Annotated in this window: 24 protein-coding genes and 1 pseudogene; 13 read left to right on the top strand and 12 right to left on the bottom strand. The window is 39.9% G+C overall.

What is annotated here, in order from left to right; genetic code table 11:
• Positions 1 to 18 precede the first annotated feature (18 nt).
• From LEP1GSC203_RS10470 to rsmH, 6 genes and pseudogenes are all read right to left on the bottom strand, one after another.
• Positions 19 to 1,096: pseudogene (locus LEP1GSC203_RS10470) on the bottom strand (UDP-N-acetylglucosamine--N-acetylmuramyl-(pentapeptide) pyrophosphoryl-undecaprenol N-acetylglucosamine transferase).
• Positions 1,093 to 2,241, bottom strand: a complete 1,149-nt coding sequence (locus LEP1GSC203_RS10465; RefSeq protein ID WP_039937736.1) for an FtsW/RodA/SpoVE family cell cycle protein — start codon at positions 2,239 to 2,241, stop codon at positions 1,093 to 1,095. Before LEP1GSC203_RS10465 ends, LEP1GSC203_RS10470 begins: the two are co-directional and overlap by 4 nt.
• 26 nt (positions 2,242 to 2,267) lie before the next feature.
• The gene (gene mraY, locus LEP1GSC203_RS10460; protein WP_002973619.1) at positions 2,268 to 3,380 is read right to left on the bottom strand and encodes a phospho-N-acetylmuramoyl-pentapeptide-transferase; all 1,113 of its coding nucleotides are present in this window, start codon (positions 3,378 to 3,380) and stop codon (positions 2,268 to 2,270) included.
• Between the two features lie 10 nt (positions 3,381 to 3,390).
• Positions 3,391 to 4,917 (bottom strand): UDP-N-acetylmuramoyl-L-alanyl-D-glutamate--2,6-diaminopimelate ligase, encoded by a 1,527-nt coding sequence (locus LEP1GSC203_RS10455; RefSeq protein ID WP_002974018.1) that lies wholly within the window; start codon positions 4,915 to 4,917, stop codon positions 3,391 to 3,393.
• Positions 4,914 to 5,270, bottom strand: a complete 357-nt coding sequence (locus LEP1GSC203_RS10450; RefSeq protein ID WP_039937734.1) for a hypothetical protein — start codon at positions 5,268 to 5,270, stop codon at positions 4,914 to 4,916. Before LEP1GSC203_RS10450 ends, LEP1GSC203_RS10455 begins: the two co-directional genes overlap by 4 nt.
• Positions 5,258 to 6,202, bottom strand: a complete 945-nt coding sequence (gene rsmH / locus LEP1GSC203_RS10445) for a 16S rRNA (cytosine(1402)-N(4))-methyltransferase RsmH (protein WP_002974372.1) — start codon at positions 6,200 to 6,202, stop codon at positions 5,258 to 5,260. Before rsmH ends, LEP1GSC203_RS10450 begins: the two co-directional genes overlap by 13 nt.
• Before the next feature lie 72 nt (positions 6,203 to 6,274).
• Between rsmH and LEP1GSC203_RS10440 the strand changes: the two genes are divergently transcribed.
• Complete coding sequence (locus LEP1GSC203_RS10440; RefSeq protein WP_002974358.1) at positions 6,275 to 6,787, top strand: HIT family protein; 513 nt, start codon at positions 6,275 to 6,277, stop codon at positions 6,785 to 6,787.
• Between the two features lie 5 nt (positions 6,788 to 6,792).
• Here the strand turns inward: LEP1GSC203_RS10440 and LEP1GSC203_RS10435 are convergent, their stop codons facing one another.
• A complete protein-coding gene (locus tag LEP1GSC203_RS10435) occupies positions 6,793 to 7,650 on the bottom strand; it encodes a CheR family methyltransferase (protein ID WP_002974258.1) in 858 nt (285 codons plus the stop codon).
• Positions 7,651 to 7,721: 71 nt separating this feature from the next.
• Between LEP1GSC203_RS10435 and LEP1GSC203_RS10430 the strand changes: the two genes are divergently transcribed.
• The gene (locus tag LEP1GSC203_RS10430) at positions 7,722 to 8,468 is read left to right on the top strand and encodes a menaquinone biosynthetic enzyme MqnA/MqnD family protein (RefSeq protein WP_002974162.1); all 747 of its coding nucleotides are present in this window, start codon (positions 7,722 to 7,724) and stop codon (positions 8,466 to 8,468) included.
• Here LEP1GSC203_RS10430 and LEP1GSC203_RS10425 read toward each other — a convergent pair.
• From LEP1GSC203_RS10425 to LEP1GSC203_RS10410, 4 genes are all read right to left on the bottom strand, one after another.
• Positions 8,465 to 9,103, bottom strand: a complete 639-nt coding sequence (locus LEP1GSC203_RS10425; protein WP_002974105.1) for an LIC11874 family lipoprotein — start codon at positions 9,101 to 9,103, stop codon at positions 8,465 to 8,467. The genes LEP1GSC203_RS10430 and LEP1GSC203_RS10425 overlap by 4 nt on opposite strands.
• 38 nt (positions 9,104 to 9,141) lie before the next feature.
• Positions 9,142 to 10,566 carry an ammonium transporter gene (locus LEP1GSC203_RS10420; RefSeq protein WP_002973949.1) on the bottom strand — a complete coding sequence of 475 codons (1,425 nt, stop codon included), beginning with the start codon at positions 10,564 to 10,566 and terminating at the stop codon, positions 9,142 to 9,144.
• Between the two features lie 9 nt (positions 10,567 to 10,575).
• Positions 10,576 to 12,396, bottom strand: coding sequence for a GAF domain-containing SpoIIE family protein phosphatase (locus tag LEP1GSC203_RS10415; protein WP_002973817.1), 1,821 nt, complete (start codon positions 12,394 to 12,396; stop codon positions 10,576 to 10,578).
• A gap of 171 nt (positions 12,397 to 12,567) precedes the next feature.
• A complete protein-coding gene (locus tag LEP1GSC203_RS10410) occupies positions 12,568 to 13,575 on the bottom strand; it encodes a hypothetical protein (protein ID WP_002974279.1) in 1,008 nt (335 codons plus the stop codon).
• Positions 13,576 to 13,622: 47 nt separating this feature from the next.
• On the opposite strand from LEP1GSC203_RS10410, the gene LEP1GSC203_RS10405 reads away from it, so the two are divergent.
• On the top strand, positions 13,623 to 14,051 hold the full coding sequence (locus tag LEP1GSC203_RS10405; RefSeq protein WP_002974038.1) for a hypothetical protein: 429 nt from the start codon (positions 13,623 to 13,625) through the stop codon (positions 14,049 to 14,051).
• Positions 14,052 to 14,133: 82 nt separating this feature from the next.
• A complete protein-coding gene (locus LEP1GSC203_RS10400) occupies positions 14,134 to 15,582 on the top strand; it encodes an AsmA family protein (protein ID WP_002974354.1) in 1,449 nt (482 codons plus the stop codon).
• A gap of 74 nt (positions 15,583 to 15,656) precedes the next feature.
• On the opposite strand, the gene typA is transcribed toward LEP1GSC203_RS10400, so the two are convergent.
• Positions 15,657 to 17,465, bottom strand: a complete 1,809-nt coding sequence (gene typA, locus LEP1GSC203_RS10395) for a translational GTPase TypA (RefSeq protein ID WP_002974204.1) — start codon at positions 17,463 to 17,465, stop codon at positions 15,657 to 15,659.
• Between the two features lie 118 nt (positions 17,466 to 17,583).
• Between typA and rplU the strand changes: the two genes are divergently transcribed.
• The 9 genes from rplU (at position 17,584) to LEP1GSC203_RS10350 (ending at position 24,076) form a co-directional block, all read left to right on the top strand.
• Positions 17,584 to 17,892, top strand: coding sequence for a 50S ribosomal protein L21 (gene rplU / locus LEP1GSC203_RS10390; RefSeq protein WP_002974492.1), 309 nt, complete (start codon positions 17,584 to 17,586; stop codon positions 17,890 to 17,892).
• Positions 17,893 to 18,222 (top strand): ribosomal-processing cysteine protease Prp, encoded by a 330-nt coding sequence (locus LEP1GSC203_RS10385; protein WP_002974523.1) that lies wholly within the window; start codon positions 17,893 to 17,895, stop codon positions 18,220 to 18,222. It begins immediately after the preceding gene.
• A gap of 3 nt (positions 18,223 to 18,225) precedes the next feature.
• Complete coding sequence (rpmA, locus tag LEP1GSC203_RS10380) at positions 18,226 to 18,483, top strand: 50S ribosomal protein L27 (protein ID WP_002973822.1); 258 nt, start codon at positions 18,226 to 18,228, stop codon at positions 18,481 to 18,483.
• A 77-nt stretch (positions 18,484 to 18,560) separates the two neighbouring features.
• Positions 18,561 to 19,586 carry a GTPase ObgE gene (gene obgE / locus LEP1GSC203_RS10375; protein WP_002974518.1) on the top strand — a complete coding sequence of 342 codons (1,026 nt, stop codon included), beginning with the start codon at positions 18,561 to 18,563 and terminating at the stop codon, positions 19,584 to 19,586.
• The gene (proB, locus tag LEP1GSC203_RS10370; RefSeq protein WP_002974232.1) at positions 19,573 to 20,433 is read left to right on the top strand and encodes a glutamate 5-kinase; all 861 of its coding nucleotides are present in this window, start codon (positions 19,573 to 19,575) and stop codon (positions 20,431 to 20,433) included. The genes obgE and proB overlap by 14 nt, the downstream gene beginning before the upstream one ends.
• Positions 20,434 to 20,436: 3 nt before the next feature.
• Entirely contained in the window at positions 20,437 to 21,702 is a 1,266-nt protein-coding gene (locus tag LEP1GSC203_RS10365) for a glutamate-5-semialdehyde dehydrogenase (RefSeq protein WP_002974127.1), read from the top strand.
• A 1-nt stretch (position 21,703) separates the two neighbouring features.
• The gene (locus LEP1GSC203_RS10360) at positions 21,704 to 22,315 is read left to right on the top strand and encodes a nicotinate-nicotinamide nucleotide adenylyltransferase (RefSeq protein ID WP_002973637.1); all 612 of its coding nucleotides are present in this window, start codon (positions 21,704 to 21,706) and stop codon (positions 22,313 to 22,315) included.
• On the top strand, positions 22,312 to 22,929 hold the full coding sequence (gene yqeK, locus LEP1GSC203_RS10355) for a bis(5'-nucleosyl)-tetraphosphatase (symmetrical) YqeK (protein ID WP_002974007.1): 618 nt from the start codon (positions 22,312 to 22,314) through the stop codon (positions 22,927 to 22,929). Before LEP1GSC203_RS10360 ends, yqeK begins: the two co-directional genes overlap by 4 nt.
• A complete protein-coding gene (locus tag LEP1GSC203_RS10350; protein ID WP_002974340.1) occupies positions 22,919 to 24,076 on the top strand; it encodes a LytR C-terminal domain-containing protein in 1,158 nt (385 codons plus the stop codon). Before yqeK ends, LEP1GSC203_RS10350 begins: the two co-directional genes overlap by 11 nt.
• Position 24,077 lies beyond the last annotated feature (1 nt).

Here is a 24,077-nt window from a genome sequence, read left to right as displayed (position 1 = left end):
TTAAAACTTCAATTTTGTTTAGTGAAAAAAATAGGAAACTGTTTGGTAGGCCGCATTAACATTAGAAAGTGCGAGAGAGGTATGTCCCATTTCTCGGAGAATTTCTGAATGATCCTTCCATCCGAGTAAAATCTGCACAAGCCTTGTCGGATCTTCCGAAGTAGAATGAATGGTAACTGCTGCACCTTGTGATTCAATATAGTTTGCATTTTCTTTTTGGTGGTTGTCGGCAGCATAAGGGTAAGGAATCAGAATCATCGGAAGACCAAAAACCAAACATTCCGCAAGAACTCCGGCACCAGACCTTGCAACCACAATGTTTGCCCATTCATAATTGGGTTTCATATCGTTTGCATAAGAAATGATTTCTGCATCTCCCACGGATTTACGTTTGGTTTCTTCATACAAAGAAGTACCCGTTAACAAACGAAATTTATATTTGTTTGCAATCTCCGGATTCTCCATTGCTTTTAAAATCATTTGGTTGAGTTGTCTTGCCCCTTGGGATCCGCCAAGAACGAGGACATTGACCGTATTCTTTCTTCCTTCATGTAAGTTTTCGTTTTGTCTGATGTTTAATTGTTCTGGGATCACCCGCTTACGAATGGGATTACCTATCGTTTTTCCAGAAATAGAATATCCTTCGGCTAAGGGAAAACTGAATGCGAGTTTTTCGGAAAACCGAGCAAAGATACGTGTAATTTTTCCTGGAACACAGTTTTGTTCACAAAGATATAATTTTTTTCGAAAAAGTATCGCGTAAAGAATGGCGGGGTAAACTAGAATACCCACCCATTCCGACCACAGCCCTTACTTTTAGTTTATGAAACAGTAAGATTGTCTTAAGGAAGGGGTATAAAAATAAAAATGGATATAAGATGGTTCTGAATCCACCTAACTGAGGCACATTATGCCAGAGAACGGTACAAGGTGGATTTAAAAGATCTGGATTGTCTTTGTTACGCACAAGAGAATGCAGATAAACCGCATCAAATCCAAATGTGGTAATCTTTTCAGCCAAAACTTCGGCAAGTGCCACACCGGGAGATATATGTCCACCGGTTCCTCCGGCTGCAATCAATACGGATCCATTCATAATACCAAATTCTCTTTACTGGTGATGTTGGCAAGAATTCCGAATAGGATAAAAATTGTAATGAGGGAAGATCCTCCATAACTTAAAAAAGGTAAGGAAATTCCAGTGACTGGTACAATCCCAGTGACAACAAAAAGATTCAAAATTGTTTGGAATCCAAAGAGAAAAAGAATCCCCGAACCCAAAAAAAATCCCAATTTGTCTTTGGTACGCTGCAGTAAAAAATAAATTCTTACAAAAAGAAAAATCACCACTGATAAAAATAACAAAAATCCGAAAAAACCAAAATCCTCTACAAAGGAGGCCATCACAAAGTCAGTGTGGCTATATGCCAAATACCTGTGCGCATAACCAGAACCTACGGGACGACCAAAACTTCCTCCATCAAAGAAAGCGCGAAAACTTGTCACCAATTGATGACCCTCATCAAATCGAAATTTATAAGGATCGAGCCAAATCTCTAAACGTTTTTTTCTGTATCCCACTTGGGTCACAAGAACCACGAGAAGAGGAAGAATGGATGCTCCTAGAATCAACAGCCGTTTCATAGGAAACCCAGCCAGTAAAACAAAGAAAAATAAAACAAGGAGAAGTTCAATCGTAGTTCCAAAGGCGGGTTCAATTACAATCAGAACCAAAGTAGCAAAAATGAGTAAAACCGAAACAATCTTCTTTCGATCCCATTTTACTTTTTTGAAATCAAAATTGTAAAAGAAATAAGAGGAAAAAAGTAAAATACTGATTTTGGAAAATTCAGAAGGTTGGATTTGGACTCCCCCAATTTGGATCCAACGATTGAAACTCCGTCCATAACTTGTCCCTACCGATTTACCAAGGCCTGGAATAAAAACTGAAATGAGTAATAACAAACTAAAAACAGAAAATAGAAAAGACCAACGTACTAAAAATTGATAAGGAATTTGGCTAAAAATTAAAAAACTAAGAATGCCTAGCGTTCCCCACACTAATTGTTTGTTTAAATAATAATTGGGATCAGAAAACTCTCGTTCGGCGGGAATGACGGAGGCACTGTACATAATAACAATACCCATTCCAAATAAAAAGAAAATTCCATACAGTACAGGCCCGTCAAACCTCGAGTATCCAAATCGAAAGAGGTTTTTTATTGACCTGTAGATTTCCATAACTGGTGTAAAACTTTTCCGATTCGCTATTGGATCTTTAGGGTAGACAAAGTAATGATGGCAAGAATGATTCCTATGATCCAAAAACGAATCACAACTTTCTCTTCTGACCAACCGGACAATTCAAAATGGTGGTGCAGTGGTGCCATTTTAAAAATTCTTTTTCCAGTAAGTTTGAAGGAACCAACCTGTAAAATGACGCTAACAGCTTCTGCTACAAAAATTCCTCCAAGGATCACAAGAAGGATTTCTTTTTTTAACATAATGGCCACAAGCCCCAATGTGGATCCGAGAAATAAGGAACCTGTATCTCCCATAAATACTTGTGCTGGATGGCAATTGAACCATAAAAATCCGAGTAAGGCCCCCGATAGTCCTGCAAGAAAAACCGCATATTCATGAGATCCAGGCAGGTAGGGAATGTGTAGGTAGTTTGCTGCAGAAGGAGTTCCTGATACATAAGAAATTAAGGCGAAAGTTGCTGTCGCAATCACTACGGTTCCCGAAGCTAGGCCATCTAAACCATCGGTCAAATTGACAGCATGAGAACTACCAATTAACACGATGATGGCGAAGGGAACAGCGAGGTATCCTAAATTCCAAACTGGACCTTTCACAAAAGGCAAAAACAAATCTGTGATTGTAAATACAATCCCTTTGGTTACCACTACGTTTGATTTTCCCGTAAAGTAAAAGTAAAGGGTAGTAATCGATACTGCAAAGAATATGGTCACAAGGAATTTGGTTCTTGCTCTCATTCCTCCTTTGATTTTTTTCACAGACTTCATATAGTCGTCTGTAAATCCAAGGCCTGCAAAAAGAATGGCTGATACAAGTAGTAACAAAACATTTAAGTTGGAAAGGTTTCCCCATAACAGAGTGGAGACGGTAAGTGATAGAATCATTATTAGTCCTCCCATTGTAGGAGTTCCTGATTTTGCAGCGTGCGACTGTGGCCCATCGTTACGGACAGACTCTCGAAACTTCAAGGAAAGAAGAAAGGAAATCAACGCTTTCCCAAAAAGAAAGGTAATAAACATAGAAGTAAGCCCCGCCATCATTGCACGGAGAGTCACATAACTAAAAACTCTAAGGAAACCATAATCGTTTCCAAACGATTCATATATCCACTGAAACATTCTTCTTCCCCTATCGACCCATTCCTAAAATTTGAAAAGCATTCTCGATTTCCTCGAAATCTACAAAATTAGTTTTTTCTTTTCCTATAATTTGGTAGGTTTCGTGGCCTTTTCCGGCAACCACCAAAATCCCATCTCGGTCAAGAAGTCCAACCGCTCTTTGAATCGCAACTTTTCGGTCTGTGATTTTTTCATACCGTTGGAATCCGCGTGAAAATCCTGATTCAATTTCATCCAAAATAGTTTCGGGGGATTCGGTTCTTGGATTGTCAGAAGTGAGAATGACAAAATCTGCAAAAGTTTCGGCAATGCGAGCCATTTGCGGGCGTTTGGTGCGGTCTCTGTCCCCACCACAACCGAAAAGGCAAATGATTTGTTTGGGAGCAATTTCCACACAACTCTTTAAGATATTTTCTAAGGCATCGGGTGTGTGAGCATAATCTACAACTGCAATCCTTGATCTGTCAGGAAAAGGAACCACATGAAAACGTCCGGGAACTGTAGGAATTTTTTCCAAACAAGAAATCACTTCTTCCCATGGAAATCCTAACTCATAGGCAATGGCTAAGGCAAAAGAAGTATTGAATACATTGAAATTCCCAAGTAAGTTTGTTTTGATGCTACGTACTTCCACAAAGGGAAGGTTTTTTGCTTTTTTGTGAAAACGGTATTCACTTCCTAAAAGGGAAAGTTTTGTATTTGTATAATTGAATTCCCCAGATTTTCCCAAAATATAAATGGGAGATTTTAGTTTAGCTTCGGTGATACGTTTGACCATAACATTCCCATAGGATACGTCACCGGCAACCAGGCCAAATTTATTCTTTACCGACGATTGTTCTAAAAGTTGGAAAATTTTAAACTTACTTTCAAAATAATCATCCATTGATGGATGAAAGTCCAAATGGTCTTGTGTGAGGTTTGTAAATCCTGCACAAGTGAGTTCAAGGCCTGCCACTCGTCCCAGTTTCAAACCATGGCTACTCATTTCCATAAATACATATTCGATTCCTTCTTCTAACATCTGTTTGAGAAGAAGGTTAAGAGAAGAGGCATCGGGAGTGGTATAACCAGATTCTAAGATGCGATCCATAATTTGAATTTGGACAGTACCAATCAGTGCTGCATTTTTACCAACTCTTCGTGCTAGGTGGAAAAGAATAAAAGTTAAGGAAGTTTTCCCGTTGGTCCCTGTGATTGCCACAAGTTTCATTTTTTTGGCTGGGTTTCCCGCAAGAAAACATGCAATCTTACCGTGAGCTTCTCCTGCTGCCTCTTCAGTTTCTAAGATCCCATCAAAAGCTTCTAAACCTTTTAATTTCAGATGACGTTTAGAAACAAGAACTACCTTGGAACCTAGTTCCAAAGCCATTTTAAGAAATGATTCTTGTTTTTCATTTGTATCTTCCGGGAGAACAAAGATATCGTTTGGTTTTAGTTTACGACTATCTCCCCAAATGTAATCTACTTCGAGATTACTTTCTCCTTTGATGAGTTTTACTTCGGGAATCCGTTTGATGATTTCTGATAATTTCATTTTTTATCTGTTAGCCCTTCTTCAGGGATGGGCGGGAGCTCTATGGTCACTGTGCGATTTCCTAAACTTATGGGAAGGAATTGGTACGTTCTGCGGTAGAGAGTTTCTATCCTTTCTGCAGAAGTATAAGCAACGATTCCTATTTTTAACTCATCATTTTTTCGTTTGAGTTCTTCTTTGGCTGAGGTTCTTTCATGGATTTGGCGTGTGAGTCTTGCTTTGGTAAGACCCTGCCAAACTATAGAGTAAAAAAATATAAGAAAGGGAAAGAGAACCACTAATGGTTTCAGCGGAGAAAAAAAATCGAGAACGAGTTCTGGTATGTTTTTTATTTTTCCTTTCATCGTTCCCATCTTGGTTTTAATATCGGATCAATCTTTTGGATCCCCCTCAATTTTGCCGAACGAGAAGCTCGGTTTTCCCGAATTTCGGTGTCTGTGGGAAGGATGGGTTTTTTGGTTAAGATATCGAAATGTTCTGTGGTTTTAAGATCTCGAAAAGTCCATTTCACGATACGGTCTTCTAAGGAATGAAAGGAGATACAGGCAAGAACTCCACCTACTCTCAGCAAATTGCTGAGTGCTCGTATTCCTTTTTCAGCATGTAACAGCTCTTCGTTGACTTCAATCCGGAGTGCTTGGAAAATTTTTGTCGCAGGGTGGGATTCTTTAGGCCAAAACTTCCTAGGTATGGATGCTTCCACAAGTTTCACAAGATCGGTATTGGTTTCAAATTTTTTCTTATGCCTCACCTGTACGATGTTATTGGCCACTTTTAAAGCCCAACGTTCTTCTCCGTATTCCCAAAACACTTTTTTTAAATGCAACACTGAACTATAATTGACGACGTCCGCAGCCGTTTTTTGGCCCACTTGGGGTTCGAGACGCATGTCCAAAGGTTCTTCGTTTTTAAAAGTAAACCCTCTTCCCGAATGGAGAAAATGGAATAAAGACACTCCCAAATCCACAAGGGCACCATCAAGTCCTGGACAATCCACTGAATCTAAAAGTTCTTTATCTACTTCAGAAAAGTTCATTTGGAAAGGATGAACTCGGTCAAGAGATCCAATCACAGAAAGAATTTCTTTTTTGGCTCGCTCTAACATGACTGCATCACGATCAATGAGAATTAGATTTGCATTGGGAAAGGTTTGTAAAATGAGTTTGGAATGCCCACCTTCCCCAGCTGTCCCATCTAGAAACCATAGAGGTTCGGGACTTTCCGTTTTTTGGAGCAAATCGATGACTTCTCTTGGAAGTACGGGAATATGAGGAGATTCTGACACTGTTACTTTCTTACTGTATACTTGTCAAAATCCTTGCAATCCTTTAATCCTTTAGGGAGATTGAAAGTACCAATGAGTTCCTATGAAGAACATTCTTTTAGAAAAAACCTGTTCAGCATAGGGAAATTGGGTTATGCCAAAGGGGATAGACCCAATGTGGACTGCATCCTTTGTGGGGTTCGTGATAAAAACGAAATCGTACCCAATTTGACGATTGCGGAAACGGAACTTTCTATTGTCTCTGTCAATCTATTCCCCTACAACCCGGGCCATATCATTATCTTCCCCAAACGTCATATCATCCACTACTTAGAACTTACCGAAGAAGAAGCACTGGATATCCATCGGCTCACCCAAAAAACTATGAGGATTCTAGAGAAACAATGGAAGGTGCAAGGTTTTAATCTAGGTTACAATTTAGGAAAGAATAGTGGAGGTTCCATCCCCCACATCCATGAACATATTGTGCCAAGATTTCCAAACGAGGCAGGTTTTTTAGATGTAATTTCCAATACAAGGATTGTGATCTATGAACCCTACCAAATGTGGGATGACTTAAAAAAACTTTGGGCTATAGAAGATTAAGATCATTATTCTTTCTTTTGGTAGATGGTATGTCCTAAAAACTTAAAACTATCGGAAATTCCAAACATGGTTTCCGAGTGACCAAGAATCAGATACCCTTTTGGTTTTAAACTGACTTCAAAATTCTGGAATAGAGTTTTTTGTGTTTGTTTGTCAAAGTAAATCACCACATTCCGACAAAAGATTAAATCCAATTTATCAGTAATCGGAAAAGGAAAGTGCAAAAGGTTGATTTGTCTAAAATCGATCAATGCTTTCAAATGTGGCTTTGCTTCATAGAAAACATGGTCTTTTTCCATAGTTTTAATAAAGTGTTTGGTTTTGATAGCTTCAGATACGGGCTCAAGTCGATCATCCCGGTAAATCCCTTTTTTTGCGGTAGCAATGACTTGGGTATCAATGTCTGAAGCATAAATTTTACAATTCCAACCTGGTTTTGCATTGAAGTAGTCATAAACTGTAATGGCAATTGAGTAAGGTTCCTCTCCTGTGGAGGAAGCGGAACACCAAATGCGAAGGTTTTTTGACCCGCCACTGGCGGCAGCTTGTTCTAAGGCAGGAAAGTATTGGTTTTTTAAAAATTCAAAGTGGTGGTTCTCTCGAAAAAAATCCGTTTTGTTTGTTGTTATGCGGTTGATAAGTTCCTGCATTTCGTCAGTAGCAAACTTAGGGTCGAGTTTTAATTTAGCTACATAGTTTTCGAAACTAGTGATTCCCAAAGTACGTAGCCGAGCATTGAGTCTTGACTGGACCATGATTTTTTTATGTGGTGCTAAAAAAATACCAGCTTGTTTATACACTAAATTTTTAATGAATTCAAATTCGGCATCACCGATTGTGTTTAAAGATGTTCGAAAGTCCAATTTGCCCTCGTAAGTGATTCGACACTCTTTTCCAGTTCTGACAAGTTGTTTTTTAGAAGGGAAATTAGATAATGAAAATAGGCATCGTAAAACACCTGAATGCCCGCCCCCTAACCCTCTATTTTGAGAGAACTTCCGGGTATTTACCCGTATATGAAAATCCCAGCGTCCTCATTGAACTCCTAAAACAAGGCGAATTGGACTGCGCCCTTGTCTCATCTATTGAATGCGAAAGAAACAAGATGAGTTTAGATTTTACAAAAATTGTTGGAGTCTGTGCAAGAGACGTTGTCCGGTCCGTTCTTTTCTTTCGTCACGACTCAGAGCCTGGTCTACCTAAAGCAGTTTATACAGACAAAGGGTCTAGGTCCAGTGTGGCACTTTTGCAATGTTTACTCTTTCGTGAGTTTGGGACTTTAGTAGATGTGATTCCCACGCAAGCTTCCGAAATTTCACAAATGATGAAAGAGGGAAAAGGATCCCATCTTTTGTTTGGTGATCATGCCTTATTACAAACACCAGTTCCAGGATACCAAGTGGTGGACCTTGCTGAATGGTGGAACCAATCAACGGGTCTTTATTTCTGTTTTGCCTTTTGGGCCTTTCCAAAGGGAAAAGTCTGGGATGACAGAATTTTTCTAACCGCTTTGGAATATGGACTGAAGGAATTAGATTCCATCATTAAAGATGAAAAAAGACTTCCGATAGCAGTCACTGACCGCTATCTCAAACAAGAGTTACACTATATTCCGGAACAAAAAAATTTAGATGGATTTGATTTGTTTATCAAAACTGCCAAAGAACTAAAACTTGTTTAGAAAAATCGAATTTTATATTCCCAAGTTTTTGAATCTGGATTTTCTAAAGTTTCCTGCAATGGAATTTGGTAGGTTAAATTTCCAAGGCCGATAAAACCTCGGTTGGAACTACATTCAGAATCTTTGGGAAATAAAACCTTAAATTGAATCCGTCCTTCCCGTAGAAGCCTGGAAGTTTCTGATATGATTTTCTTTTCTCCTGCACTAGTATCTAAAATGGCATTATCCGTTAAATTAGGGAAGTCGCGTTTTACAGTTAACAACCTTGGTTTGGATTTGATAGAAAAGGTTCCAATCAAAACTCCTTCCAAGTGCAAAGGATCTTCAAAGTCAAGTTTGTAAGATACCTTTCCTTTCCGTTTGAAATACATATCTGTAGTTTCAGATTTTTCTAATTCACGAAAGGTAAAGTCTCTTACCTGTAAGTTGTTGTTTGATTTTTTTTTGACAGAAGAAATGATTTCTTCTTTGGAAGTCGGTAAAAATTTAATCAGTGAGTCGTTGGAATCTTTTTTTAATGGAACTGTGTAAGCAATTTCCACTGTACCAGAACTTAACTTTCGGAAGAGGATGGTCTCCTCGTATTCAAAACAACCAACAAAAAAAAGGACGAGTAATAAAGGAAAACGAAACACATCCTAGGCTTCCCATAAAGAAAGCCTAGGGTCAAGGACTATTTGGAAACGGGATAAGCCTCGTTTCCATGTTCTAAAATATCCAAACCTAACAATTCTTCATCTTCCGATACCCTAAGTCCAATTGTCTTTTTGATGATATAGAAGACCGCAAAGCTAGTGGGAAAAGCCCATAAAAAGGCTGTAACCACACCAATGGCCTGTGCTGCAAATTGTCCAAATCCAGCTCCTGAAAATAGCCCTGTATCCAAACTGAAGAGACCAACCGATAGTGTCCCCCAAGCCCCGCAAACTCCGTGAACAGAAACGGCACCTACCGGGTCGTCAATTTTGATTTTGTCTAAAAAGAGAACGGAGATAATGACGAGTACTCCGGCAATGGCTCCAATACAAACTGCTCCAGTAATACTCACCACATCGCAAGGAGCTGTAATGGCCACAAGTCCTGCCAGTCCCCCATTTAAGGTAAGACCAATTTCCGGTTTTTTAAAAAGTAACCAAGTGAGTACCATTGCCGATATCGCTCCAGCACATGCTGCCATATGAGTGACTACAGCAATCCGCGCAAAACCACCTCCTTCAATCGAGGTCGTAGAACCAGGGTTAAATCCAAACCATCCGAACCAAAGGATAAATACACCTAGAGCTGCCATAGACATGTTATGGCCTAAAATTGGATAAACTCTTCCATCGGTTTGGAATTTTCCCATCCGTGGGCCTACCACAATGGCACCTGCAAGACCTGCCCAAGCACCTACACTATGAACCACTGTAGAACCGGCAAAGTCATGGAAACCAACTCCCTCTCCACCCCCAAGTCCTAGAGACTCTAAAAATCCAGTGGAGATTCCAAGAAGACTTCCCCAGGCAAAAGATCCAAAGATCGGATAAATAAAGGCAGTGATCACAATGGAAAAAATTAAATACGCAGAAAACTTTGTTCTCTCCGCCATGGCTCCTGAAACGATCGTAGCCGCCGTGGCAGCAAAAACAATTTGGAAGATGAAGAAAGTGTATTTGGCAGGATCCATATTTCCATCTTCCGTATTGATAAGGCTTTCTGCAAAAGAAGGAACTCCCACTCCAAATCCAGTGAGGACTTGCGGACCAAACATAATGGAGAAACCAACCACCCAATAAGCAATGGCTCCCACAGTTAAGTCGGAGAAGTTTTTCATAAGGATATTCACCGCATTTTTGGCTCTCGTGAATCCTGCTTCTACATAAGCAAATCCTGCTTGCATAAAAAATACAAGAAAGGCCGCAATACAAGTCCAAACCCAATTGGCTTCTTGTTTTGTAGTTTCCAGAGCAAGTTTTGTTTCCGCAAGGGAAGTTTTGATACTTGCCATTTCTTTTGCCAATGTTTCTAGACTCTCTGTGTTGTTAGTCGCTTCTTCGGCACCGAGTGCCGAACCTATAAGAAGGACCGATAAACTAAATAAAATTCCAAATCGTTTCATAAACTTTCCTTAACTAACTTTCTGCGAATGTGATTCTAACCTTAAAAGTGAGGTTTTTAATTCCAAACTTTGTGGTGTGTTCTTTACGCCTTGTTGCAACACTTTGATTGCTTTTGGTTTCGCATTTTCTTTCAAATAACATTGTGCAAGTAAGATACTTGCTTTCGCAAAACTATGGTCACTGGAAAGTGCCATCTTTAACGCACGTTTTGCTTCCGAAATCATTCCTGCTTTGTAATAAGCACGTCCCATCATAAAATGCGAAGCAGCTGTATTGTCGCCGGAAGTTCGTAAATACTCTTCTAAATATCGAATGGCTTCTTTATATTTCCCATCTCGGTAATACATTTTACCTAAGAAAACAAGGATTTCTTTGAGAGAAGAATCGATACTGAAAGCTTTAAGAGCTTGAGCGTAAGCTTCTTCCATTTTCATTTTGGAATTAGATTGTTTCGCCATTTGTATGTAATGCGAAGCTTCTGGTATTGAATCTCCACAATAGAGGAAAAGAAAACTCAAATCATCTCCATTGGGAACATCCCCTTGGTAAGCTCTAAATCTTTCTACAAAGGCATTGGATAATTTTTTAAGATCAACTTTTCCGCGACCTTCCATCACAAGGCGTTCTCTTTCATCCTGTAACCAAGTGAGGATTCGATCCACTCCGACTTCATCTTTGAGATGGTTTCTTTGTTCACTAAATCCATCAGAGATAAGAAGTAAAAAATCCCCCGGCTCCAACTTTCCTTGTTTTTCTTCATAGTCGATTTTTCTTACTGGAAGGATTCCTAGAGGAACCCCTTTTGTATCATACTGGATGAATGTATCATCAGCAGCCTTATAGTGTAACATTCGTTGGTGGCCTGCATTCACATATCCGAAAGTATAATCACTAAAGATACGAACCATAAAAGCAGTGAAATAAGTTGATTCTGGAAGTTGTTCTCTCAGTTTTTCACCAAGTTCTTCCATAATTTCCGTGAGGCCAAGTCCAGCCATCACTGACCTTCGAAACTGGTGGTGAATTGCCATAGTGACAAGGGCTGCGGGTATTCCATGTCCCGACACATCAATGTTAATGGCTGTGAGAGAGTGACCTTGTCTCACAATATCGACTAAGTCTCCACTGACTTCTGCCATCGGTTCATAATGGCTGGCAAAGTAGATTCCATTCCATGCACTTAGGTCTTGGGGAAGAATTTGGCTTTGGACATTTCGTCCCATTTTCAAATCCCACTCTAATTGATTTAGAACCGCAGCCTCTCTTGCTCTTGCAGTTACTAGACCTTCGATTAGTCTTACCCCATAAAGAGCAAGTGCTAGCTGAGAAGTTAAGGCTTCTAAAATTTCTAAGTCATCGATGATGTAAAAGTTTTCTCTTTCACTTTCTACCGCGAGAGTTCCAAGGATTTCTTCCTTTTGCATGATGGGAACACACATTACCGATTTTGTTTTTTCTCCCTCATCAAAGAAATGAGCGGATCGTGTTAAGTCATTGACGAGGACTGGTTCTTTGGTTTCGAAGACGGCTCCAGAATATCCTTCGCCTATTACCAAATTACGACGAGGAGGTTCTGTCTCTTTGACAAACTTCACAGGGACGAGATACTCTCCATCCCAAAGTCGGAGGGTTGTATTGTCCGACTCGAAAATTTCCTGACAAATCAGGATGACCTTGGAAAAGAGTTGGTCCTCTCTATCTAAATTGGCAAATTCTTTGGAAATGTAGAGAAGGATCGCAATTTTATCTTTGTCTGTTAATCCTCCCACGACTTTGTTTTGTCCGCGGAAGTTGACGAGCATTCGTTTGGAAACTTTGAAATCAACCATATAGGATACCTTTCTGATTTAGATGCAAGTATCGTACCGACAGTGCATCTCGCCTAAAGAAGTCAGAATATCCTATATTTCTCTACAATCTGTTCCCAACTTCAGCGAATTCGACAAAAAGCAATTATGGAAACCATCCAATTTGCTTAATTTTTAGACAAATGGTGTTCTTCATTGGAACTGGATTTGGATTTGTAAAGCGGCTCTCGTTTCGGCTCCGTCACGTTCGGGGACACTTAAGCCAGATCTTTGCAAAGAGAATGCATACAAATACCCTTCCCCCAGTTCTTTAGGAAAAATGGAACCGGCAATTCCTAGCGATGCCGTATAAAAACCTTTTAAAGCCGAGTCTGCACGGAACTCTCTCCCGAAACCAGTAATCAATTGGAATGATTCTATTTTACCAATCGCTAAACCAATGTTACCTGCATACATTGTGCGAACAGGATATTCGAATGATTGGTTCCCGCCATTAAGAGAAGTATGTGATCTTTCAAAAAAAGTTCGATTCCCTTCCAATTGTAAATCGATAGATTCAGTAATTTTATACCCAAGACCAACTAATATACGTTCGGGGAGTCGCTCTTTTAATTTTTCTGAACCCAGGTATTTATCAAAGCGGTAAGTTCCGGGAGATTCTAAAATCATACCCAGTCGAAAATTTCCATATTGGAGAGCAGTGGAAGCAGATAGATTCCAAGAATAAGAACTATACCCACCAATTCTTCCTGAAACACCAGGACCAAGATGTAAGGCAAAGGAAAGATGTTCATTCCACTTCCAATTCACAAATCCCTGGAAGGCGTAGTTCGAAAAACGTTCATCTGTGGGAAAGGACCTTAAAAAAACAGGTTTTCCTCGAAAACCAAAACCTAAGGATTCCGAATATGAAAAATACATGGCTCCCGATAGATACAAAGGAGAGGTTTTCGGATTCGCATAACTTCCGTTTACTCCCGCATCCAAAATATGTTTGGGTTGGTTCGATAAAAAAGCGGTGTTTCCGTAAATACTTCCCATAGGATTTGTTGTGACCACACCTGTAGACGAAAGTCCGAGTAAATATGCCGACGGATAAGCAGATTCATAACCTGCGACTTGAGCGAAAAGACTTCCCGAAGAACTGGCGGAAACGATAAGAACCAATAGGGAGAAATACCATTTTCTTTTGAAAATCATTTACTGCCATTACTGCAAAGATTTATTGGAAAGAAAAGGGATTTCTTATGACAAGGCCAATGTACAAACAATTTCGATCCCCACAAGGTTGGTATTCCTTTCTTTTTCCTGCCGATTGGGAACATATGGTAGTCGAGGAAATTCCTGCCTTTTTCCATCCAGATGGCGGTGGCGCATTACAAGTCTATGCCTTTGAATCTAAATTAGAAGATTTTGATGTGGACCAGGAATTAGAAAACTACTTAAAAATCCATGAAATTGATTATGACGCAGATAATGTAGCTGTCTTCGAAAACAATGAAGGTTCATCGATCAGAGCCTGTGAATTTTTAAAAGAAGATAGGGTTTGGATGGTTTATATGGTAGCCAACCAAAAGAGGATGATTCTTGTCACTTATAACGCAGATGAAGAAGTGGGTGATGATCTTTTCCAACAATTAACCAACATTATCAGTTCGGTACGGTTTCTGAATTAATTTCTTTCCCTTTTTTACTTTACAGAAACTAAATTTCTCCTAATCTCAATTCCACTCTTTAGTGCTGAAATTAGGAGATCATATGAAAAAAATAGGTTACGGAATTGGCGCAGTCATTGCCTCCATTCTACTCATCGTAATCATCGCGTTAGTTTTTGCCGGGAGTTTCATCACTCCCAGTTTTCTTGTAAAACAAATCGAATCTGCCATAAATGTCAGAGCCCATGTAGAATCTGTCAATATCAACCTTTTCAACGTTCTCTCTGGAATTGAAATTGAAGGAATCATCCTTGCTCCAAGAGATGAAGTTGCAAATAAAGGAACTCCTCTTGACGAAAGAAAATCGAAACCGAAAGGTCTTATCCAACTCGGCAAAGCCGATGTCAAAATTTCGTTTTTAGCCCTTCTCACCAAAACCTTAAAAGTAAACAAAATTGTTCTAAAACAACCTGTCATATCTCTTACCATGAATGAAGATGGGGGAAACAATCTAACTTCTCTTTTTAAAACACCTAAGATTGTGGATGGCGAAAAAAATCCTGCTCTTTCTGCAGAAGCCATTGCTGAAAAGAAAAAGGAAGCTGAGGAAGAGGCTAAAGAAAAAGCAAGCTCCCCTCCTTCAGGACCATTTTCTATCAAAGACATTCCTATCGCCTTAAAGATGGGACTCGTGGGAATCCAAGAGGGAAACATTCAAGTCAATATGCGGAAAACTGGCCAACAAATCCAAATCCAAAAATTAGATTTAGAATTAAAGGACATCGATATTGATGGAAGTGATTTGGAGTCGCATAACAGTATTGATGTGAATTTCGATGCTGATGTAACTATCATTGGAAGAAACAAAAAAGAAGCTGCCAAGTTTATTCTGGAAACGGATGGCAACGTGGTTCCGTTTGTTGTAAAAACGGGTTTAGTCAATCCAAAAGTCATGTATGAAGTTACTATGAAGGAAGATTCCTTCGTTTCTGGATTTGCAGCCTTTGACGCCATCGCAGGTGAACTTCCAATGATGAACCAAGCCGGTCTCAAACTCGATAAACTGAAAGAAAAAGCTGAACTAAAAAAAGATGTTTCCTTTAAAGTAGAATACAGTAACGGAAAAGTTACTTTTTTGGATGAACCCACCTTTCCTACAAAAAACTATGACTTACAAATTAGAAAAGGTTCTTATATTGTGGCCACAACAAACTACCATGAAATGAAAATGGGAATGTTATATGATGAAGACGAATCAAAAAAGTCTCTCGCTTCTTTGGATGAAAAAATCAAACAAGCCACTAAAGGACAGGGAGATACAAAAGCTCTCCGCAATAAAATTGTGGGAAACCTCATCAAAGACGAAAGGCTTTTTATTCCATTTCGGACCTATGGAGACATTCGTAATCCCAATGTGGAACTCGGCGTGGGACTTGGAACACTTACCGATTTAATTGGTGGAGCTGTGAAAGAAGTGATCAAAGGAAAAGCCGCTGATGCATTGAAAAAAATCCCAGGTGCAGGTGACGCACTCAAAGGACTCGGTTTTTAACCCAGGTTTGTACATAAAAAAGGGACTAAAGATTTAGTCCCTTTTCTCATTCAAAAAAATACTAATAGTAAAGTCTAACGACCACCACCAGATCTTTTTCTCATACTTGCATCCAAAACTTTTTTGCGTAGACGCAAACTTTGTGGAGTTACTTCCAAAAGTTCATCATCATCTAAAAATTCAATGGATTGTTCCAAAGTCAGTTTCTTTGGGGGAATGAGGCGGATCGCTTCATCAGAACCAGAGGCTCGAACGTTTGTTAATTTCTTTTCACGCACTGGGTTTACTTCTAAGTCAGTGTCGCGGCTATTCATTCCAAGAATCATTCCAGGATAAACTGCGACCTGTGGTTCAATAAAGAGGTCCCCACGTTCCTGCACTTTCCAAAGAGCATAGGCAGTCGAATCCCCAGAGTCCATAGAAATAAGAGCTCCGTTTTTACGACCAGGAATTTCCCCTTTGTATTTATCAAACTTGAGGAATCGGCTAGACATAACACCTTCCCCGCGAGTTTCCGAAATAAAGTGACCTCTAAATCCGATGAGTCCTCTTGTAGGAATGATGTATTCCACTCGAGTGATTCCAGAAGTATGAGCATCCATTCCTTGTAACTCACCTTTACGGCGGTTCAGTTCTTGGATACATGCTCCAGAGAATTGGTCAGGTAAATCCATCACGAGGGTTTCGTAAGGTTCAATCTTTTCCCCTGCTTCATTGTATTTGATAATTACTTCAGGTCGTGATACTTGGAGTTCGTATCCTTCCCGGCGCATGTTTTCAATGAGGATGGATAAGTGGAGTTCCCCACGTCCTAAAATTTTAAAACGATCTTTATCTTCTGTTTCTTCTAAACGAAGTGCTACGTTTGTTTCTAACTCCCTGTCTAGGCGTTCACGAAGGTTTCGTGTGGTTACGAACTTTCCTTCTTTTCCCGCAAACGGAGAGTTGTTTACCATAAAGAACATCGATACCGTTGGTTCTTCCACCTGGATTGCAGGAAGAGGAAGTGGATTGCCTAAGTCACAAACCGTATCCCCAATGAATACATCAGGAATTCCTGCCATAGCTACGATATCTCCGGATCCTGCTTCATCAATTTCGTAACGAGTGAGTCCTTCGTATCCGTAGAGTTTGGTGATTTTATAATTAGCTGTAGTTCCGTTGGTTTTTGCAAGAGTCACATCAGCACCCTTTTTCATCGTACCTTGGTAGATTTTTCCAATGGCGATACGACCCACATATTCGTTATAGTCAAGAGCGGTTACTTGGAATTGAAGTGCCTTGTCGCTGTCTCTTTTTACTGGAGGAACATGTTCTAAAACTTTATCCAAAAGTGGCTCAATGTTAGAACCTGGAACTTCGGATAGATGGTTTACTGCCCAACCTTGTTTTGCAGAAGCATAAATGATAGGGAAGTCTAATTGTTCTTCTGTGGCACCAAGATCACTAAATAGATCAAATACCTTATCCACTGAAAAACCAGGTCTTGCCCCTTCTCTATCCACCTTATTCACCACTACGATCGGTTTGTGGCCTAGTTGGAGTGACTTACCAAGTACGAACCGTGTTTGTGGCATTGGCCCGTCAAAAGCGTCCACAAGTAGAAGGGTACAGTCTGTCATGGACAGAACTCGTTCCACCTCTCCTCCGAAGTCAGCGTGGCCTGGAGTGTCTACGATATTAATGCGGGTTCCTTTATACTTAACCGATGTGTTCTTGGCAAGGATCGTAATCCCTTTTTCTTGCTCCAATGCATTGGAGTCCATGATTCTCTCTCGGTCTTCTTTCGCGGTTACGGCGCCCGTATGGCGAAGGATACAATCTGTGAGTGTCGTCTTACCGTGGTCGACGTGTGCGATGATGGCGATGTTGCGAATTTCCATTGTTTTTACCAGAAATTCCAATCCACTTAGGCTGTAAATGGGGATTTGCGTTTGACAAGAGGTGCCTATCAGAAATCCTGGTAAGAACTACATTCGAGAAAGAGATTAGGATAGTTATATGTTCGCCATCATTGAACTTGGAGCCAAACAATTTAAAGTGTCTCCTGACCAGGTATTCGTCGCAGAAAAAACAGGAAACTCGGTCGGAAGTACAGTAGAAACTAAAGTCCTACTCCTTTCCGATAACAATAAAGTTAACATTGGATCGCCAGCGCTTTCCGGTGCTAAAGTGACTTTAAAGGTATTAGAAGACTGTAAGGGTGAAAAAATCCACGGTTTCAAATACAAAAAGAGAAAGAATTACAAGAAGTCTTGGGGTCACAGACAACAACTCCAAAAACTCCAAGTAGTTTCCATCAACGGATAATTGATTTATAGTAAGATTTTTAAAGTAACAGGAGGGATAATCGCAGGAATCCAACTGGAAGGACATTCTCCCACGAACTTAGGTTCAAAAGGCGAAAATCTTTTGTGTGCTGGAGTCTCCACTCTCGTTCAGAGTGCGCACTCGTATTTGGCATCACAAAACAGTTTGGAATCGGAAACAAAACGAGACGGATATTTAGAGTTTTTAGTCAAAGAAAACCAAAGGGTCGGCTACCAAAGCCTACTTTCCATGGTGGAATTCGGATTAAAAAATTTAGCTTCCTCTCATTCCCAAGCGATTTTCATCCAAGAAGTATTCATAAAGGGGTAAACAATGGCTACAAAGAAAGGTGGTGGATCCACAAAGAACGGTCGTGATTCGGTATCAAAGAGACTTGGTGTAAAAGTTTACGGTGGTCAACTTGCCATTGCAGGGAACATCATCGTTCGCCAAAGAGGAACTGAATACAAACCCGGAAAGAACGTAGGGATTGGGCGTGACCATACCCTTTATGCACTTGTTGACGGGGTTGTGACTTTCGAACACGTAACGAAAGAAAGACAGCAAATCTCCGTTTACCCGAAAGCATAGTTCCTCTCCTACAAATGAGAGGACAAAACCCGTTTTAGGATCTCCTTAAACGGGTTTTTTTTTGACTAAAGGATATTATGAGCGGATTTATCGACGAAGTACCCATTCGAATTCGAGCCGGACACGGAGGGGCAGGTTCTGTCCATTTCCATAAAGAGAAGTTTGTAGAATTTGGTGGCCCGGATGGGGGTGACGGCGGCAAAGGGGGTGATGTGATCCTACTTGCTGAAGGGCGGATGATGACTTTGGAAAACTACCTTCCCGATCGTTTGTATGCAGCCCAAGACGGCGAACCTGGACTTGGACAAAACCGTCATGGAAAAAACGGGGAAGACTTAATCTTAAAAGTCCCTGTAGGAACACAAATCCTTGATTCAGTGACTATGGAACTTCTTTATGATTTTAATCATGACGGAGAAAGTTTCACCATTGCCACCGGTGGACGTGGGGGAAAAGGAAATACTTTTTTTAAAACCTCCATCCAACAAGCTCCGAGGTACAGCCAACCGGGAGAGGAAGGCGGCGAACTATCGTTAATCCTTGAATTAAAGTTACTCGCAGATATTGGGATTGTGGGACTACCTAACGCAGGTAAATCTACCCTTCTCGCAAAAATCACCCATGCTCACCCTAAAATTGCCGGGTATGCTTTTACTACCCTTTCCCCTAACCTCGGTGTGGTGCATAGGCACGAAGATTTATTTCGTTATACTGTGGCTGACATTCCAGGGATCATCGAAGGGGCATCTCGAGGTGTGGGCCTTGGCATTAGTTTTCTTAAACACATTGAAAGGGTCCAAGGAATTTTGTTTTTATTTGATGGTGGCAATCTACAATTAGAAGAGGAATTGGAAATGTTAAGAAGTGAACTTGGTAATTACAACCAAACTCTTCTTGGTAAAAAATTCCTAATTGTCATAAACAAAATGGATATATGGGATAATGATCCTGAATTCACAGTGGAGATTCAAAAGAACTATTCCCATTTAGGAGAAATCATTTGTATTTCCGCTGACAAAGAGTCAAACCTGGATTATTTATTAGAGCGAATTGATAAAGTGTTTTTCACCGAAAAATCAAAGTTAGTTTATGAAAACACGTAAGGAATTTTTAAACTCCATTCAAAACTCCAAACTCATTGTTATCAAAATTGGAAGTGCACGCGTTTCCGGCGAAGAATCCAAAATCAATGACTTTTTATATGACCTAGTTGGTGACATTCGCAATTTGCGAGACCAAGGAAAAGAAGTCATTCTTGTCTCTTCTGGAGCCATCGCCCAAGGGAAAAAACTTTTGGAAGAAAAAAGAGGAAATGTTCCTAACGGAAAGACCACTCTAGCCGAAAAACAGGCGTTTGCTGCCATGGGTCAAAACAAACTCCTAAATCTATACGAAAGTTTTTTTAGTCGTGTCAATATTCCCATTGCTCAAATTCTTTTTGGAAGAAAAGATTTAAACGAAGAAAAAAGTTTCACCAACCTAAAACAAACATTTCGTCAACTTTTGGATTGGGGAATTCTTCCCATTGTGAATGAAAACGATTCTGTATCTACAGAAGAAATCAATCTGGGTGATAATGATATTCTCTCTGCGATTGTCGCATCCATCGTAGGTGCTGATCTTCTTCTCATTCTAACTGGAGTCGATGGATTCCTTAAAGAAAATTCAAAAATTGATTTATTCACAGAAATCACCAAAGAAACCGAAAATCTAGCAACCGGTCCTTCAGGCCCTGGAACGGGTGGAATGTTTACCAAAATCAATGCAGCAAAACTTTTGTTACCCTATGGAATCAAAACGGGTATAGTCAATGGAGAAAAAAAACAAGCCATCTCGCAGTTTTTTAAAACAGAAAGTATTGGGACTTTAGTAGCCAATCCTAACTTTCCTCATCGAATTCCGAATGCTTCGGAAATTCAGACGCATTTCTTTTCATTCCCATCGGAGTAAACAATGGCAGACGAATCTACAAATTATGCAAAATCATTGGCCACTAAAGCGAAAGAAGCAAGTAGAGCTTTAAAAGGACTTACCACTATTCAAAAAAATGATGTGCTCGGTCGCGTGGGAAAACTCCTGCTAGCCAATGAATCGGTAATCATTGAAAAAAACCAATTGGATATGAATAGCGGGAAGGAAAAGGGACTCTCTTCTGCTATGATGGACCGCCTTCTATTGGATTCCAAACGGATCAAGGGAATGGCAAAAAGTATCGAAGAAATTCGTAACCTTCCAGATCCAGTTGGCGAAGTTGTTCGAGGTACCATCCTCCCTAATGGACTAGAACTACTCACCAAACGAGTGCCAATCGGTGTGGTGATGACTATCTTTGAATCAAGGCCCAATGTGATTATAGATATTGCATCGCTTTCCTTTAAATCAGGCAATGCTTGTATATTGAGAGGGGGATCAGAAGCATTTCACTCCAATTTAATTCTCTCTTCTTTATTTCACCAAGCCATTGAGGAAGCAAAAATCCCTGGAGTGACAAAGGAAGTTGTTACCTTTGTAGAAAATACAAAAAGAGAAGCTATGCTTCCTTTTTTCCAATTGGAAGATTTGATCGATGTCATTGTACCGCGCGGTGGAGAAACCCTCATTCGTTTTGTTTCAGAAAATAGCAAAATTCCTGTCATCAAACATGACAAAGGTGTTACCAATCTTTATCTTTCAAACCATGCCAACCCAGAGATTGTTCTTCCGATTCTTATCAATTCTAAAGTACAACGCCCTGGGGTTTGTAATGCCTTAGAAAATCTATTCATTCATAAAGACTATCCCAATCTCACAGGATTACTTGCGGGGTTAGAGGCTTCTGGAATCCAAATTCTAGGAGATGAATCCATTCAAAAACTAAACTCATCCACCAAACCAGTATCGGAAGATGATTTTTATACTGAATTTTTAGATACTAGGCTTAGCATTCGACTTGTCAGTTCCGTAAGTGAAGCCATGGAAAACATTCGAAAGTACAGTTCTGGTCATACAGAATGTATTTTATCAGAAGACGTTTCCGAAATTCATAGGTTCCAACAAGAACTAGATAGTGCTGCTATCTTTGTCAATTGTTCCACAAGATTTCATGATGGCGGAGAATATGGTCTTGGAGCAGAAGTAGGAATTTCCACTGGAAAACTCCATGTCCGAGGTCCTATGGGGCTCATCCACCTAACTACGACAACTACCTATGTCACTGGTGGTGGGCAAGTGCGCGCCTAAAATGGATGTTTTTTTGTTTGGAGGAAGTTTCAATCCCCCGCACCGGGGACATCGCCATGTGATTGAAACCATTTCTCAAACATACCCGAATGCCCTTCTCTATATTTGTCCTAATTACGTTTCTCCCTTCAAACTGGGAGAAAGATCATTGACTGCAGAGGAGATTTGGGAACTTTGTTTGGCAGAATTTGAAGGATTTTTTTCCGAAAAAATTATACTCTGGGACAGAGAAATCAAAGAACCAAAGATAAGTTATACCATCGATAGCCTAAAAGTGCTTCGTTCCCTCCATCCGCAAGCGGAACTTTCTTTGGTGATCGGAGAAGACAATTTAAATTCTTTTGATAAGTGGAAATCTTATCTAGAGATTCTGGATGCCACCAAACATCTAATTGTCGTTCGCAGGGAAAGTAATTATCCAAAGGATATTTCGATCCCAAGTTTTCTTCCCAGTGCAAAAGTCATCATACTAAATAATCCGATCCTACCTGTGAGTAGTACAGAAATTCGAATCCTCAAAAACGGAGACTGGGACGAAACATTAGTTTTGCCAAAAACTAGAAAACTTGCCATGCAGTTTTTAAAGGAAAAAAATGAGGATGTCTCATTTTGAAACCTAATCATTTAGCCACGCAAGAAGAATGGATTCAGTTCTTTACCAAGGAAGTTCCGAAACAAGTGACAGATACTCGTTTCCAACATATCCTTCGGGTGGCAAAGTATGCGGAAAAACTATCAAATTCTCATAGTTATCCAAATCCAAAGAAGGCATACCTAGCTGGACTTTGTCACGACATCACAAAACAAAAAAAAATGGAAATTCACCTCGAATTATTACAAGGTTCGTCACTAAAGGTAGAAGAGATCCCTTCGCAAGCACTTCATGCCTTTTCTGCACCGTTTTGGCTTTTTCGGGAATACGGATTTGAAGATTCCGAAATTGCAAAAGCAATCTCTACCCATACTTTAGGAAATCCAGAGCCAAACTTATTGGATAAAATTCTTTATGCTGCTGATTTTTTGGGTTCCGACTATGCCTTTAAGCAACCGGATCTTCTCCAATGGGTAGAGAAAACAGAGGAAAATCTGGACTATGGTGTTTTTATGAAAGCCTTCCAAACCATTTCCTTTCTTATGGAAAAAAAAGAAATCATTCATCCTTATACAATTAACATGTACAACCAATCTGCAAAAAATCTAAAAGGAAACCAAATCGATGTTACGTGAAGCTCCCAAAAAACAAACTATCCCTGCAAAAACTCTTTTGATCGCTGCAGGTTCTTTCTTTTTGATTGCACTCCTCTTTTTGGTCTTCCGTTCTAAAGCTGGATTTTCACTAGACCAAAAGTTTTCCCAAAGCAAACGATTGCCCATTCTCTTCTCCGTGTTAGGGGAAAAAGATGAATATTTATTTTCTCTTTATGCAGAATTTTATCCCAACGAAAAGAAAGCTGCCCTCTTTTTTGTGAATCCCAAAACTAGTTTTGATGACGGGGATAAATCTTTAAAAGAAAAAGGAAGTTCTGCTCCTTCGTACGTGGAATCTGTATTAGAAGATACTTTGGATTCTAGCATTCCTTTTAAAATTGTTTGGACCAAACAACAATTTCAAAATTGGATTAATTTACTTGGTGGACTCAACCTCTTTTTTGAACCTAAGTCTCTCCACATAACAAAGAATTACGCAAGAAACAAACAAACTTATATTTTAGATGGGGAAGATACTTTTGATTGGATGAGTTCCCTTGCAGACGAATCAATGATATCCCATATCCGTCGTTTGGAAATCCAGGAAACAGTATTTTTGACAATTCTTGAAGCAATTCACGAAAAAAAGGACCTACTCGGAAAACAACGGGTAAGCTACCTCCATTCGCAAATGTCCACCAATCTCTCCCAAAAAGAATGGGAAACTTTTGTCGACTTTCTAAAAAAAGAAAAGATCCACTTTGGAGTTTCTGAAGTTCCAGGGGAACCAATGGGACGACCCAAATACAAAGATGAAGTTTTAAAAGCCAATGAAGAAACGGTCAAAGTTGCTTTTCACAAATTTGCAAGCGAACTTCGCTCTCTTTCCTTCAGCGAAGGAGAAAGGGCGCGGATCGAAGTCCTGAATGGAACCCCAAAAAATGGGCTTGCCAGATACGGGAAGGTGCTTCTGAATGATAAGGGTCTGAAAGTTCTCTCCGTTGACAATGCCTGGGATTCTAGTTTTAAATCCAGTATCATCTTAAACCGCTCCGGAAACACACAGTACACGGATATTATCTCCGATACCTTCCAAGGACGAAGGGTTTACTTCGCTCTTAGGAAAGATCTGGGACTTGATGCCACCGTCATACTCGGGGAAGATTTTCAAAATTCCAAGGACTAAA

It is taken from the genome of Leptospira terpstrae serovar Hualin str. LT 11-33 = ATCC 700639 (genome assembly GCF_000332495.1).
Taxonomy (GTDB): domain Bacteria; phylum Spirochaetota; class Leptospiria; order Leptospirales; family Leptospiraceae; genus Leptospira_A; species Leptospira_A terpstrae.
This window is presented reverse-complemented; position numbering and strand designations above follow the sequence as displayed.